This is a genomic window from Bradyrhizobium sp. JR3.5, from assembly GCF_054057015.1.
In genome coordinates, this window is the sequence record NZ_JBSRYV010000001.1 from 114,436 (window position 1) to 128,921 (window position 14,486).

The 14,486-nt window shown below is 60.6% G+C and carries 12 protein-coding genes and 1 pseudogene; 6 read left to right on the top strand and 7 right to left on the bottom strand.

All coding sequences use genetic code 11. The features are described from left to right. Window positions 1-35 precede the first annotated feature (35 nt). The 3 genes from ACVWW1_RS00575 to ACVWW1_RS00585 all read left to right on the top strand — a co-directional run bounded on the left by ACVWW1_RS00575 (window position 36) and on the right by ACVWW1_RS00585 (window position 3,908). Window positions 36-2,750 carry a PAS domain-containing protein gene (locus tag ACVWW1_RS00575; protein ID WP_456654448.1) on the top strand — a complete coding sequence of 905 codons (2,715 nt, stop codon included), beginning with the start codon at window positions 36-38 and terminating at the stop codon, window positions 2,748-2,750. Beyond that, the gene (locus ACVWW1_RS00580; RefSeq protein WP_456654449.1) at window positions 2,747-3,406 is read left to right on the top strand and encodes a response regulator transcription factor; all 660 of its coding nucleotides are present in this window, start codon (window positions 2,747-2,749) and stop codon (window positions 3,404-3,406) included. Before ACVWW1_RS00575 ends, ACVWW1_RS00580 begins: the two co-directional genes overlap by 4 nt. Before the next feature lie 112 nt (window positions 3,407-3,518). Then, the gene (locus ACVWW1_RS00585) at window positions 3,519-3,908 is read left to right on the top strand and encodes a response regulator transcription factor (RefSeq protein ID WP_456654450.1); all 390 of its coding nucleotides are present in this window, start codon (window positions 3,519-3,521) and stop codon (window positions 3,906-3,908) included. A 209-nt stretch (window positions 3,909-4,117) separates the two neighbouring features. Here ACVWW1_RS00585 and ACVWW1_RS00590 read toward each other — a convergent pair whose 3' ends face one another. The 4 genes and pseudogenes from ACVWW1_RS00590 to ACVWW1_RS00605 form a co-directional block, all read right to left on the bottom strand. Beyond that, entirely contained in the window at window positions 4,118-4,333 is a 216-nt protein-coding gene (locus ACVWW1_RS00590; protein WP_456654451.1) for a hypothetical protein, read from the bottom strand. Window positions 4,334-4,335: 2 nt separating this feature from the next. Then, complete coding sequence (locus ACVWW1_RS00595) at window positions 4,336-4,641, bottom strand: DUF2158 domain-containing protein (RefSeq protein ID WP_456654452.1); 306 nt, start codon at window positions 4,639-4,641, stop codon at window positions 4,336-4,338. Between the two features lie 161 nt (window positions 4,642-4,802). Continuing rightward, window positions 4,803-6,154, bottom strand: a pseudogene (locus ACVWW1_RS00600) (PQQ-dependent sugar dehydrogenase). Beyond that, window positions 6,151-6,582 (bottom strand): DUF2231 domain-containing protein, encoded by a 432-nt coding sequence (locus ACVWW1_RS00605; RefSeq protein WP_456654453.1) that lies wholly within the window; start codon window positions 6,580-6,582, stop codon window positions 6,151-6,153. The pseudogene ACVWW1_RS00600 and the gene ACVWW1_RS00605 overlap by 4 nt, the downstream one beginning before the upstream one ends. Before the next feature lie 253 nt (window positions 6,583-6,835). Between ACVWW1_RS00605 and fdhD the strand changes: the two genes are divergently transcribed. The 3 genes from fdhD (at window position 6,836) to cydB (ending at window position 10,210) form a co-directional block, all read left to right on the top strand. Further along, the gene (fdhD, locus tag ACVWW1_RS00610; protein WP_456654454.1) at window positions 6,836-7,660 is read left to right on the top strand and encodes a formate dehydrogenase accessory sulfurtransferase FdhD; all 825 of its coding nucleotides are present in this window, start codon (window positions 6,836-6,838) and stop codon (window positions 7,658-7,660) included. Window positions 7,661-7,808: 148 nt separating this feature from the next. Beyond that, window positions 7,809-9,218 carry a cytochrome ubiquinol oxidase subunit I gene (locus tag ACVWW1_RS00615; protein WP_456654455.1) on the top strand — a complete coding sequence of 470 codons (1,410 nt, stop codon included), beginning with the start codon at window positions 7,809-7,811 and terminating at the stop codon, window positions 9,216-9,218. A 2-nt stretch (window positions 9,219-9,220) separates the two neighbouring features. After that, window positions 9,221-10,210 (top strand): cytochrome d ubiquinol oxidase subunit II, encoded by a 990-nt coding sequence (gene cydB, locus ACVWW1_RS00620; protein WP_456654456.1) that lies wholly within the window; start codon window positions 9,221-9,223, stop codon window positions 10,208-10,210. A gap of 672 nt (window positions 10,211-10,882) precedes the next feature. On the opposite strand, the gene ACVWW1_RS00625 is transcribed toward cydB, so the two are convergent. The 3 genes from ACVWW1_RS00625 to ACVWW1_RS00635 form a co-directional block, all read right to left on the bottom strand. Next, window positions 10,883-11,137, bottom strand: coding sequence for a ferrochelatase (locus ACVWW1_RS00625; protein WP_456654457.1), 255 nt, complete (start codon window positions 11,135-11,137; stop codon window positions 10,883-10,885). Window positions 11,138-11,224: 87 nt separating this feature from the next. Further along, the gene (gene hemA / locus ACVWW1_RS00630) at window positions 11,225-12,490 is read right to left on the bottom strand and encodes a 5-aminolevulinate synthase (RefSeq protein ID WP_456654458.1); all 1,266 of its coding nucleotides are present in this window, start codon (window positions 12,488-12,490) and stop codon (window positions 11,225-11,227) included. Window positions 12,491-12,615: 125 nt separating this feature from the next. Further along, the gene (locus ACVWW1_RS00635) at window positions 12,616-14,079 is read right to left on the bottom strand and encodes a catalase (RefSeq protein ID WP_456654459.1); all 1,464 of its coding nucleotides are present in this window, start codon (window positions 14,077-14,079) and stop codon (window positions 12,616-12,618) included. Between the last annotated feature and the right edge of the window lie 407 nt (window positions 14,080-14,486).

Genomic DNA, 14,486 nt, shown 5'->3' on the forward strand with positions numbered 1-14,486 from the left:
TTGTCTAGATCAACCGAAGTTGATGGGCAGCCGGAATGACGAGATCTGATATTCCCCGACCGTGGTCAACATCGCTCGCGACTTCGTTTGCGCTGTCGGTTTTGTCTGTTGCCATTGCGGCCATCGCGGCTGAACTCCTGACACGTTTGTTGAACGCCGAGGCAATCGTATCCCCGCTGCTTTGCGCGGTCATATTTGCTGCATGGTTCGGCGGTCTCGGCCCGGCGCTGTTGGCGGTCTTTCTCGGCGTATTGGCCTTTCACTGTTACCTTGTGCCGACGAGCGGTTCGTCGCTATGGAAACACGATCTGTTCGCCACAGCCGTTCCCGGGGAGGTGCCTCGCCAAATTCTGTTCCTCCTCACGGCGACTGTCGTGGCATTCGTGATCTCGGCGCAGAGGAAGGCCGCAAATGATCTTCAACGTTCCGGTAGAGATCTGCATATAGCAATTGACGATCAAAGACGGACCGAGACCGCGCTACGGCGCAGCGAGATGTATTCTACTGTGGCGCAGAAGCTGAGTGGCACCGGAAGTTTTGGGTGGAATGTTGAAACCGGAAACATCGTCTGGTCAGATCAGACATTTCGAATCTTTGGATGTGATCGCACGACTAAGCCTGGCGTCGAGCTTATTGTTCAGCGCACCCATCCTGAGGATCGCGCTTCCGTCCAAAGGATTATCGATCGCGCGTCTCGTGACGGTGAAGAGTTCGATTCTGAGCATCGCTTGCTGATGCCGGATGGTACGGTGAAGCATGTCCGTGCCGTCGCTCAGGCCGAGAGGAGCACGTCGGGAGGAGTCGAATTCGTTGGCGCCCTGATGGATGTCACGGCTGTAAGACTAGCGGAACGGAAGCTTCGGCGCAGTGAGGCCTACCTGGCCGAGGCTCAGCGTTTGAGCCGAACGAGCAGCTGGGCCTGGGATGTTCGCCTTGGAGAGTTCGTGTATCGGTCCCGTGAGGTTTACAACCTGTTCGGACTTGATCCGAACGACGACGCCGTATCACCGCAGCCCTTCTATGATCGAATCCTGCAGGGAGACAGGGAACGGGTCATCGAAATGGTGCAGCGGGCGGTTCGGGAGAAAGCGGACCTCGAAGTCGACTTTCGGATCGGAGTTCCAGACGGATCGATCAGATACGTACACTCCGTGGGGCATCCGTTCCTTGGAGAAGACGGCGAAGTGGAGCAGCTGGTTGGTACACACGTCGACGTCACCGAGCAGCACCTCGCCAAAGAAGAGCTGCAGAAGGCATTTGACGAAATCAAGAGGTCGGAAGATCGCCTTCGACTGGTTGTCGATTCGATTCCGGCGCTGGTCTGGCGCTCCACCCCGGAAGGCATTCCCGACTTTCTCAATCAACCGGCCCTCGACTACACCGGGCTCGCCCTGGACCAGGCCGAGACCGGCTGGCCTCGTGCCTTTCATCCTGAAGACAAGAAGGCCATGCTGCAGAAATGGAGCGCGATAAGAGCCTCAGGCATGCCGGGCGAGCTCGAAGCGCGGCTCAGGCGGTTCGATGGTGAGTATCGCTGGTTCCTGTTCCGCGCCGTGCCGCTGTGCGACGAGACGGGCAACATCGTCAAATGGTACGGCTCGTCAACCGATATCGAGGACCGCAAGCGGGCAGAGGAAGAATTGCGGCGAAGCGAGTCCAAATTGGTCGAAGCACAGCGGGTGAGTCAAACTGGCAGCTTTTTCTGGAATGTCACCACCGGCGAGCGCGTGGGGTCGGAGGAATTATTCAGAATTCTTGGATATGACCCGTCACATTCTCTCACGTTCGAAATGATCCTTGAGCGTGTTCATCCGGAAGATCGGGCGCTCGTGGAGCAGGCGCGCGAGCGCGCGTTGCTCAAGGGACAGGATCTTGATTACGAACATCGATTCCTGATGCCCGACGGATCCGTCAAGTTTGCCCATGTCGTCGCTCACGTCGGCAGAAATCAGGCCGGCCAGTTGGAGTACGTTGGGGCCGTGGTTGACGTCACCGCGACCAAGCAAGCCGAGGAGAGGCTGCAGAGGGCCCAGACGGAGCTGGCGCATGTGACGCGCGTGACGATGCTGGGAGAAATGACGGCGTCGATCTCGCACGAGGTGAACCAGCCGCTTGCCGCTGTCGTCAATGCCGCCAGCGCCTGCCTGCGTTGGCTCGACGGAGCCACTCCAAATCTGGACGAAGCGCGCCGAGCTGCCGAATGGATCATCAAGGAAGGGAACAGGGCCGCTGAAGTGATCCGGCGGATTCGCAATCTCGCAAAGAATGCCGAATCGCAGAAGGAGCTGCTCGACATCAACGGTATCATTGACGAGGTGATAGCGTTGGTGCAGCGCGAACTGACCACGCGCCATGTGCGTTGGAGGCTGGAACTGGCGCCGGCCCTTCCTATTGTTATGGCCGATCGGGTTCAACTGCAGCAGGTGATCATCAATCTGGTCATGAACGGTGTGGAAGCAATGCAGCCGATCGTGGGCCGCGCGCGTGAGCTGGTCATCCGGTCCTATCAGGACGAAGCACGGCGGGTCGTGGTGGATGTCGTCGACTCAGGCGTTGGAATATCCGCTGACAGTGCCGACAAGTTGTTCAAGGCATTTTTCACGACGAAATCGGGTGGAATGGGCATGGGACTTTCGATCTGCCGCTCGATCATCGAGGCTCACGGCGGACGGCTGGCGGCCGTTAACAACGCCGGCCCGGGCGCGCGATTCCAATTCACATTGCCAACGTATCAGGAGGAGGCTGCGTGACCGGTACCTCCAGATCACAGCGCGACCCCGCAACGGCGTCTGAGAATGTCGTGTTTATCATCGATGACGACGTGGCGATGCGAGAAACCCTCGGCAGTCTGTTCCGGTCTGTGGGACTACGGGTGGAATCATTTGGTTCTGCCCGCGAGTTCGCGCAGATCAAGATGCCTGATGCAGCAAGTTGCCTGGTGCTCGATATCAGGTTGCCGGGAGTCAGTGGCCTCGACTTCCAGGCCGAATTGGCGGTGGCTGGTATTCGCGTCCCGATCATCTTCATGACGGGGCACGGCGACATCCCGATGTCGGTCCAGGCGATGAAGGCCGGTGCGATCGACTTCCTGACCAAGCCTTTTCGCGACCAGGACATGTTGGATGCCGTCGGCAAAGCGCTCGAGCGAGACCAAAAGCGACGCGACAGCGAGACGGCTGTCGCAGATATCCGAGTTCGGCTTGCCTCCCTGACAGCACGCGAGCGGGAGGTGATGGGGTTCGTCGTCGAAGGCTTTATGAACAAGCAGGTCGCGGCAAAGCTGGGAGTGAGCGAGATTACGGTCAAGGTCCATCGTGTAAACATGATGCGAAAAATGAAGGCGCGATCCGTAGTTGATCTTGTGGGAATGGCAGACTCGCTCGGAATCCGGCGCCCAAGAGGTTGAAGGCGGAAATCTATACTCAGGTATCGTTTTGCGATCTCGATCTATGGTGCAATCTGAAGCCGCCGGGACGGTGACGCGTTGGATTCTGTCTCCGCACCAAGGAAAGATCGTTGTGTCGAAACTTCCACTTGTTGCTATCATTGACGATGACGAATCCGTGCGCGTCACGACCGACAGCCTCGTGAGGTCGCTCGGATGCGTCGTGCGTACGTTCGCATCGGCCGAAGAGTTCTTGCGGTCGGGACGTATTGACGACTTCGCGTGCGTCATCACCGATGTCCAGATGCCTGGCATGAGCGGCGTTCAATTGCAGGATCACCTGCGTGCCCAGGGGAGCCGCGTTCCCTTTGTCTTTTTCACCGCGTTTCCCGATGAGAGGACCCGGGCGCAGGCGCTTGCGGCGGGAGCGATTTGCTACTTGACGAAGCCATTCGATGGCGACGGCCTTATCGAGTGTTTCGAGGCGGCGTTGAAGATGCGTGATGGCGGATCCGAAAACTGAGAGCTCTCGGTCGGACGCGACGTGGTGACGCATCTCGGAGACGTGAGGTCGCGGCGCCAATGGACCGACCCCGACGCCCTCTCGCGGGAGCCCTCCCGACAGAATGCCGCGCACCACGAAAGTCGCTGGCGCCGAACGACAGCGGGAAGGAGATGGCCCAGCCGGTTTGGATCAGAATTGCATCATACTTGATGATGAATACATGGCGTCTAGGCCGATCGCTTCGGAGCATATGGCCCGATTACGCACTTGTAGCCCTGCAGCCTCCACTGGCTGTAAGGGCCATGCGAGAGCCAATCGGCGATCTCAGTCTGGGCATTGGTCTCGCATGCACTCATGGTGATGCCGGATTGCTCGCTATTGGTAACGACCTTTTCCAGGCAAAGAGTTCCGTTGCAGAGAATTGCAACCAGGGTAATCAGCATCCTCACCTCCAGGGTAATTCCAAAGCCGCTCGCTGCAGCACGTCGGCCGGGAAGGTCGCATCGGCGGGTTGGCCGCGATCCTCGGTCCAAACGCAGTGGACCTGGTCGCCCTTGATCGAGGACACGGTCATCAAGGGTCCTCCAGAACGCAACCTGACGAGCTCGCCGCGCTCTAGCTGGACCAGCACGTTGCTTAGGCCGGAGTTCTGCGGGAGTGCGGCCGCCGTGGAGGCGAGTGCTGGAGTCGACGCGCCGATCGCAAGAAGCAGCGTCGCAACAGCGATGCATCGTTTGATTTGCAGATACATGTCAACCTCCATCCTGATTCCGAGATAGGCGATGGCTGCGCCGATCCGACTAAATTCGATGACAGGAGCAGACCTATTTCACGCACCAATCAAGGGCCTGAGTGCGCGAGAGGAGGCAGGCCGGTTTCCACGCCCGCCTGGACCGCACGTTGGTTTGATCGCTACGAAGCCGGTTTCGGCGTAGCCGATTCGTCAGCCGATGAGACGCGCCACACCGCGTTGCCGACGTCGTCGGCAATCAGCAGTGCACCACTGCGATCCATGGCGAGGCCGACAGGTCTGCCATGGGTGTGGTTGTTCGCATCAAGGAAGCCGGTGACGACATCCTGCGCCGGGCCGGAAGGCTTGCCGTCCTTGAAGGGTACGAAAACGACCTTATAGCCGTTAAGCGGCGTTCGATCCCAGCTGCCATGTTCTCCGACGAAGGCGCCGGCCTGATAGTCAGCAGACAGATTGTGGCCGGAGGACATGGCAAACCCCAAGGGAGCCACGTGGGAGCTGAGCGCATAGTCCGGCACGGTCGCTTTGGCAACGAGATCGGGCCGTTGCGGTTGAACGCGCGGATCGAGATGCCGGCCATAGTAGCTATACGGCCAGCCGTAAAAGCCTCCGTCCTTCACCGAAGTGAGATAGTCCGGCACCAGGTCGGGTCCGATCTCGTCGCGTTCGTTGGCAATCGCCCAAAGCTTGCCGGTCGTCGGTTCCCACTGCAGGCCTGTCGGGTTGCGCACACCGCTTGCGAATATGCGATGGGCACCGGTAGCGCGGTCAACCTCCCAGATAGCGGCGCGCTCATACTCCGCCTGCAGGCCGTTCTCTCCGACATTGCTGTTCGACCCGACGCCGACGTAGAGCTTGGATCCGTCCGGGCTGGCCACGAGGCTCTTGGTCCAATGATGATCGATCGGGCCACCCGGCAGATCGGTCAGCTTGGTGCCCTTGGCGGTGATGCTGGTCTGTCCCTCCTGATACGGATAGCGCATGATCGCGTCCGTGTTCGCGACATAGAGATCGTTGCCGACCAGCGCGACACCGAACGGCGAATTGAGGTGATCGAGAAACACCGTCCGCATGTCGGGAATGCCGTCGCCATTGGTGTCGCGGAGCAGCGTGATGCGATTGGCGTCCTTCGCCTTGGCGCCGGCGAACCACTGCACCACGCCGGTGATCAGATCCTTGGGACGGAAAACCGGCGCCTTTGGACCGTTGCTCTCGACGACCAGCACGTCGCCGTTCGGCAGGACGTAAACTGATCGCGGGTGCTGCAGCCCTGCGGCAAGCGCGTGGACCTGAAGCCCCCGCGGGACCTTGGGGGTCTCGGACCCCCATGCCACCGGTGTCGCAATCCGGATCGGTGGCAGCAGATACTGTTGCAGCGGCGGCAGCGCCGGATTTGCGCCGATCTGGAGCCTTGGGTCACCTCTCCGGTATTGTTGCAGCCGGCCAGACCCAACCCGGCCACAGCGACCATGATGGCAGCAACCCGCGGCAAACTCGTCGTGACTTCGGTCATGCCTTTGCTCCGATGCGATAGCGATGGGTCAACGTCCAGCCGGAGGACATCGCGAAAACCATAACGACGAGGACGGCGCCAGAGAGGGTTAGCCCCGTGGGAACCACGGCGGTATAGCCGTCCCGGCTATGGACAAGGACATTGAGAATGGACAGCGCGACCGCGGCCGCGTAGGCCAGCGCGCGGATCCATGCCGGTCTTTGGTTACGAAAGAGATCGACCACCGCGGCCAGCGCGACGAGGGCGGCCATGACCAGTCCACCCGCGATCAGCCAGACGGAAAACCGGTACCACATCACCTCGGCGGTCCCCCAATAGGCTAGGTCGGTCGCGAATGCCGCCGCGAAGTAGGCGACCGGGAATGGCACCAGCATCTGGTGAACGGGTCGTCTGGGTGCACCGGCACCCGTACGTTCCGGCTTGGTCATGCTCGCATGCTCCATGCATTGAGTTGGCTATCATTAAGCCCGGAATGGCGATCGGCGCGGCCCGGTCCGCCTGATTGGGCTTGGCTCCGATATCGTCGTCGACCACCGAATGATCTTTCGAATTCGCACGCAGCAGCGCGGATCGATTGCCCGAAAGCGCTGCCGTGCGATCAAGAAAATGCGATCGCGGTACGAAAACGTCTTTCGGGAGGCGCGGCTATCTGAACTGGTACGGTACCTGGAAGGAGCGGTCATGATCGCCGATAGTTCGCTACAGCAGCGCGCGAAACTTCTCTGGCGCGGTGGAAACCCCACGCTGTCATCGAGATGTGTAGCCGAGGAGAGAGCGATTGCGCTCACCTTCGGCGGATCTACCAACGCGGTGATGATGGCTACGCCGGCCGATCTCGAGGATTTCGGGGTTGGCTTTGCCCTGACCGAGGGCGTCATCGAGCAGAGGGACGAGATTGCCAGCATCGAGATCGTGGAGAACAACCTCGGAATGGAGGTTCGGATGTGGCTGGACCGACACCGGGCGGACGAACTCTCGGCGCGTCGCCGGGCCATGATCGGTCCGGTCGGCTGCGGATTGTGCGGAATCGAAAGCCTGGAGCAGGCCTGTCCCACGCCACGGCAGGTATCGAGCACGGCGACCTTTCGTGCACGCGACCTGTTGAACGCCATGAGCGCTCTCGCTCCGCTACAAGAGCTCAATCAGAAGACGCGGAGCGTGCATGCCGCGGCCTTCTGGCAACCGCACAAGGGCATAGGTCTGGTGCGGGAGGATGTCGGCCGTCACAACGCCCTCGACAAGCTCGCCGGAGCGCTGATGCGGGAGGACATGGCTCGGGCGGGCGGCGCGATCCTCCTCACGAGCCGCGTGTCGGTTGAGATGGTGCAAAAGACCGCGCGGATCGGGGCCCCTGTCCTCGTCGCGGTCTCGGCACCGACCTCGCTCGCAGTAGAAACGGCCGACCAGGCGGGCATCACGCTGATCGCGGTCGCCCGTGCGGATGGCTATGAGATCTTTACCCATCCCGATCGCCTCATCTTTTCCGACTGCCCGATCGCAGAGTGAAGGCCACTCGCCATACGGGATCTTCGGCCGGATCCCGCGTGCAAATGCGCAAAAATCCATTCGCGCCGGAAAAGGCCGTGGTGAAGCGCCCCCTACCTGCACCAGGACGGGATCAATGCGAGGCCCGTGAGGGGAAAGGATAGCTCACATGGATGCAACGGCGCTTCTGCTGTCGCGAATACAGTTCGGCTTCACCATTTCATTTCACATCATCTTCCCGGCCTTCACCATCGGTCTTGCGGCCTGGTTGACCGTCCTCGAAGCGATGCACATGCGAACGGGCCGTCCCGTCTATCAGGCGCTGTTCGAGTTCTGGCTCAAGATCTTCGGCGTCGCCTTCGGTATGGGCGTTGTCTCGGGAGTCGTCATGGGATTCCAGTTCGGGACGAACTGGAGCGTTCTCGCGAAGATGTCGGGACCTATCCAGGGTCCACTTCTCTCCTACGAGACCTTCACGGCGTTCATGCTGGAGGCCAGCTTCTTCGGAGTCCTCGTGTTCGGACGCAAGCGAGTGCCGCCAAGGTTCTATCTGTTCTCCACTGCGATGGTGTCGCTCGGGACCACCTTGTCCGCCTTCTGGATCATGACCAACAACAGCTGGATGCAGGTACCGGTCGGTTATGTGCTGCAGAACGGTTACTTCGTACCGGACGATTGGACGAAGATCATTTTCAATTCGGTCGTATGGTCGCGCTTTCCGCACATGCTGCTGGCGGCGTATCTCACGGGCGCATTCTGCGTTGCTGCGACCGGCGCATGGTACGCGTTGCGCGGCGACCACTACGCCGAGACCAGGGTGATGCTGCGGATGGGACTGTTCCTCGCAGCGCTTCTAATCCCGGCCCAGCTCGCGTTCGGTCACCTGGTCGGCGACTACGTTCACGACTACCAGCCGGCAAAGTTCGCGGCCATCGAGGGGCGCTGGCATGACGAGCAGCCCGCGAGCGAAGTGCTGATCGGGCTTCCCGATCCGGCGACAGAAAGCAACAAATACGAGATCAAGGTGCCGATCCTCGGCAGCATCATCGCCAGCTCGAACCTGACCTCGAAGGAGGTGGGATTGGCCGATTTCGAGCCGCAGGATCGCCCGCCGGTGCTGATACCGTTCGTAACCTTCCGCATTATGGTCGGCTGCGGGCTGATCATGCTCGCGATCGCGTGGTTCGGGTCCTATCTGAGCATCAAACGACGTCTGCGCCGAAACCGAATCATGCTTTGGGCAATCTTTCTCAGCTTCCCGCTTCCGTTCATCGCCATTCTGACCGGCTGGTATGTTGCCGAGGTGGGACGACAGCCCTGGACGATCTACGGATTGCTGCGAACGGCGGACGCCGTAACGCCGTTCCTGACTGCGCCGGCGGCGCTGACCTCGCTCGTGCTATTCGGAGCGATTTATCTCTTCATCTTCTCCTTCGGCACATTCTACATCTATCGACTCTTGCGCACCGGTCCGACGCGCCTCGTCGTCGAGCCGCCGCACGGCGCCTCTCCAAACCGCCCGATGTCGCTCGCCGACCCGGAGCTCATTCAACCAGGTTGCCGCAGCGCGGGAGAATAGAGATGGTCTTGTTCTGGGTTGCTCTTCTGGCCATCAGCATGTTGATCTATTTGCTGCTCGACGGGTTCGATCTCGGGGTCGGCATGTTGTTTGGTTTCGCCGGCAGCGAGGCGGATCGCGATACGATGCTCGACACTGTCGCGCCGGTCTGGGATGGCAATGAGACCTGGCTTGTCGTCGCCGGCGTGATCCTTTGGGGCGCGTTTCCACTTGTCTATGCCACGCTGCTGTCGGCCTTTTATCTGCCGGTCATTATCATGCTGCTTGGGTTGATCCTGCGCGGCGTTGCCTTCGAGTTTCGCCACAGGGCGGCGCGGCAGTTTCGCTGGATCTGGGACGTAAGCTTCGTGGGCGGGTCGTTCGCTGCGAGCTTCATGCAAGGCGTGACGGTCGGAGCCCTGGTGCAGGGCCTGGAGTTCACCGACGGGGTCTATGTCGGTGGCATTCTGGGCTGGCTCAGCCCATTCTCGCTGTTGTGCGGCGTCGGGCTGTGTTCGGGCTATGCTCTTCTGGGCGCCAGCTGGCTGGTGCAAAAGTGCCGGTCGAGCGTTCGTGACACGGCTCGTCGCCAAATTCCCGGGCTCGCGCTTGCCGTCCTGGCGTTTCTGATCGTCGTCTTCGCGCATGCCCTGATCGAAAACCTTCCTATCATGCATCGATGGCTCGACCGGCCCTATCTGTTTGTATTTCCGGTGGTCGGAGCCGCCGCCGCGGTCATGCTGGCGAGCAGCATCCTGCATCGCGACGATCGCTGGCCGTTCGCCGCCGTCGCCATCATCTTCGTCGCGGCGTTTGGAACGCTGGCATTGTCCTTCTGGCCTTACATGATCCCGTTTTCGATCACGATCGACGAAGCGGCAGCGCCTCACGCCAGTCTCGCCTTCATGTTCTGGGGCGAGGGCCTCTTCGTCTTCCCCTTGATGGTGCTGTATGTCGCGATCGGATATCGGGTGTTCAGAGGCAAGGTCGGGGGCGCGGAGGGACATCATTGATCAGGGCGAACTCTTCTTTAGCGATCCGCTCTCGCAATTGTGCGCGGTCGAGCAGCATGCGGCTGCCTACCTGCATTTGAGACCGCGCGACCCGGACCCATGGAAGGTGAGGTCTGAAGCCGCCTTCGTTGGAGCGGATGAACCGAAAGCGCTTGAATATGCCCAGAGACCTGATCATCACCTGGATTGTAATGTTTGGAGTTATCACCAGCCTGGCTGTGCTATCCCGGTGATCGTCGCGCTCTGCGCATCGTGGCTACATCAGCCGGGTGTCGAGCGCCATGCCATGAAACGACGCGACGATATCGTCGGGCTCGAGGGCGGCGCTAAGCAGGCCCTCGGTCATTGAATCCGCGATTGCATCGATATACGCCGCTTCTTCGAAATGAGTCGCGGCTATGCGCAACGCCGGTTGGTCGCATGGCTGCAAGGACCTCGAAGAGCTTGTCGCATGCGGTTGCGCTCGAGGCGGCTGAATACTGCGGATAGAGCGGGACGAAGGGGGATTTGATCGCATCCTTTCGCCCCCAGGCGCTCGATGGCGGCTTTCAGGGACGGATTTCCGTATCGCATCCCCCACTCGACGACGACTTCGCAAGGTGTGTTTCCGAGCAGGCCCTCCACTGCTCAAGCTTCTCTGCCTGCGACCTCGTTATGGTTTTGAGCGGGCTCTCATTCCGGGCGTAGTTCAAGATCGCCGTAGTCCTTGTCCTTTCGTCGTGGTGGCTTGGCGAGGATCAATAGATTCAGGACAAGGAGCCAGAGTAGCCTTGGCGCTCCGACCATCCGTCGATCGGACAGGAACTCGGAGAGACATCGTCTGACCGACCAATAGTCCGTCCCGTCCGGAGTACCGAGATTGCGCAACAGCACCCCGATCTTCCGGGAACTCGTCTGCCCGCCGGCGTTGGAGTGCAGAATGGTCATGTGCACGTCCTCATAGACTGATTCCGCGCCGGGCAAGACGGCAGGGCGGCTCCGAGTTTAAAGAGGCCGCATTTGCGATGATGTCGCTCAGTAGCCGGCCGCGGCTAATGTCAATCCGGGGCGCTCCGAAGGCTGGTGCCGCTTTGCCAGGGGGAGACCGAGTTCCCGCCAGACCCAGACCATGGAGTCGACCAACTGTTCGACCAGCCGAGCATCATGTGCCGGCGTCGGTGTAATTCGCAGTCGTTCGGTGCGCCTGGGGACGGTCGGATAGTTGATTGGCTGGATATAGATGGCGCATTGGTGGAGCAAAAGCTCGCTCGCCCGCCTGCACAGCTCGGGATCCCCTACCATGACCGGCACGATGTGCGTTTCGGTTGGCATCACGGGCAAGCCGGCCTTGCGCAGAGCGTATTTGGTGGCTGCTACGGACATGCGCTGCGCATCGCGCTCGCGGTGCGATGCCTTGAGGTGGGCTATCGACGCTCTCGCTGCGGCAGCAACGGCCGGCGGCAGCGCGGTCGTGAAGATGAATCCCGGCGCATGGGATCGCACCGCATCGATGACGGCGCTTCGCCCGGCAAGATAGCCGCCGAGCGTACCGAAGGCCTTGGCGAGCGTCCCTTCGACAACATCAACCCGATCCATGATGCCCTCGCGTTCGGCAATGCCGGCACCGCGCCGCCCGTACATTCCGACCGCGTGCACCTCGTCGAGATACGTCATTGCTCCGTAACGATCTGCGAGATCGCAGATCTGCTTGATCGGCGCGACGTCTCCATCCATCGAGTAGACGCTTTCGAAGACGATCAACTTGGGGCGGTTTGGCGCTGCGCGCGAGAGCAACTGCTCCAGGTGCTCGATATCGTTGTGCCGCCAGATCTCCTTCGCACAACCGGCCGCACGCACCCCCTCGATCATGGAGTTGTGATTGAGCGCATCGGACAGGATGACGCAGTCCGGGAGAAGCTTCGCAAGCGTCGCGATGCCGGTCTGGTTCGAGACATAACCCGATGTAAAGACGAGGGCGGCCTGCTTGCCGTGCAAGTCGGCGATTTCGTCCTCCAGTTCGACGAGTGCACGATTTGTCCCCGAGATGTTGCGGGTGCCTCCTGCGCCCGCTCCCATGCTGCGCGCAGCGCGGCACATCTCTTCGACGACTTTCGGATGCTGACCCATGCCCAGGTAGTCGTTCGAGCACCAGACGACGACGTCCTGCTTGCCGTCCGGTCCATTCCAAACGGCATGGGGAAATTGTCCCACTCGGCGTTCCAGATCGACGAACACGCGATATCGTTGCTCTTGCTTGAGAGCATTGATGGCGCATTCGAAGCTGCCAATGTAGTCGAACATGCTCGGGCTCCTCCTGAGATCATCCCAACCGGACGCGATGCGCGAAGGGAGCGGTGCCTCGCTGTGCCCGCGCCGATCGGCGCGGGCATGCGTCCAAGCGAGGTCTCGCCGTCTTCTGACGATGGCTAGAGCTTGCCCTCGGCGAACCTGGCGAGAGCGTCGGCGACCCCCTTGCCGTAGGCGGGGTCCGCCTTTGCGCAGTTGGCGACGTGGCGTTCCTGGATGTGCCTTGCGGCCTGGCCCACCTGGCGTGCGGTGTTGTCGAACAGCGTCTGCTTCTGCGCCGAGGTCATCTTGCGGAATAGATTTCCTGGCTGCTGCCAGTGATCGTCATCCAGCCGGTGGTCCCAGTGGGCGGCAGCGCCGGTGATCTCGAGAGGCGGCTCGTTCAGCTGCGGCCGGTCGGTCCATTCGCCGCGGCTGTTTGGCCAGTACGTCGGCGTACGACCAAGATTGCCGTCAGTCCGCATGGCGCCGTCGCGGTGATAGCTATGGAACGGGCATTTCGGTGCGTTGACCGGAATGTGGTGATGGTTGACACCGAGCCGGTACCGCTGCGCGTCTCCGTAGGAGAACAAGCGCGCCTGCAGCATCTTGTCCGGCGAGTAACCGATACCCGGCACGATATTGGCAGGTGAGAACGCTGCCTGCTCGACTTCGGCAAAGACGTTTTCGGGGTTCCGATTGAGCTCGAAATAGCCCACCTCGATGAGCGGATAGTCGGCCTTCGGCCAGACCTTGGTGAGATCGAACGGGTTGTAGGCAAATTTCGTCGCCTGCTCATCCGTCATCACCTGAATGAACAGGGTCCAGCGCGGAAACTCGCCTCGCTCGATACTGCCGAAGAGGTCTCGCTGGTGGCTTTCGCGATCCTGGCCGACAAGAGACTGTGCCTCTGCGTCAGTCAGGTTCTGAATGCCCTGCTGGGTGCGGAAGTGAAACTTCACCCAGACGCGCTCATTGCTTGCGTTGAGCAGGCTGTAGGTGTGACTACCGAAGCCGTGCATGTGACGGTAGCTCCTGGGGATGCCGCGCTCGCTCATGACCACGGTGACCTGGTGCAGCGCCTCGGGAAGCAGCGTCCAGAAGTCCCAGTTGTTGTCAGCGCTCCGCATGCCCGTATAGGGGTCGCGCTTGATGGCGTGGTTCAAATCGGGAAAGCGTAGCGGATCGCGAAAGAAGAAGACCGGCGTGTTGTTGCCCACCATGTCCCAGTTGCCTTCTTCCGTATAGAATTTGAGCGAGAACCCTCGGATGTCGCGCTCGGCGTCCGCCGCGCCGCGCTCGCCCGCGACCGTCGAGAACCGCGCAAACATCGACGTCTGCTTGCCAATTTCCGAGAAGATCCCGGCTTTGGTGTAGCGGGTGATGTCGTGGGTGACCGTGAATGTGCCGTGAGCGCCCGAACCCTTGGCGTGCATTCGCCGCTCGGGAATGACTTCCCGGTCGAAATGCGCGAGCTTCTCGATCAGCCAGACGTCTTGCAGCAACGCCGGTCCGCGCGGTCCGGCTGTTTGGATGTTGACGTTATCCGTGACCGGTGCGCCGGATGCGTGCGTCAAATACGGTCTCTGAGCCTTGTCGTTCACTGGGGTGCTCCTGCATTGGTGGTGAAAGGAAAGTTGTCATCCTTTGATCGATAGGAGAATGACAAGAATGCTATCGGATTGAGAGGTGGTGCCTCACAATCCGGAGTTCGTTAGGGGATGGCACGCGAGCCTTGACGCTGGACCGAACATCGCCAGAGCAGCTTTGCTCGTTGTTCAATCGGACCATCGACAATCCTGCTTTCGCTCAAGGCGGCCGCACTCAAGTAACCAGATTGATCCGGCCTGCATTGCGCATTTGCACGGCGATGCGGCCAGATCGCTTCGGTCGCGTCGGTTTTGGCTTGAGGCGTGGACTCGAAAGGCCATCGGTTTGGCGGCGGCAGAAGCGGAAGCCGTACATCTCCGTATCCGCGCTCGTGTCTGTCCACATGTGAAAGGCGAAAAAG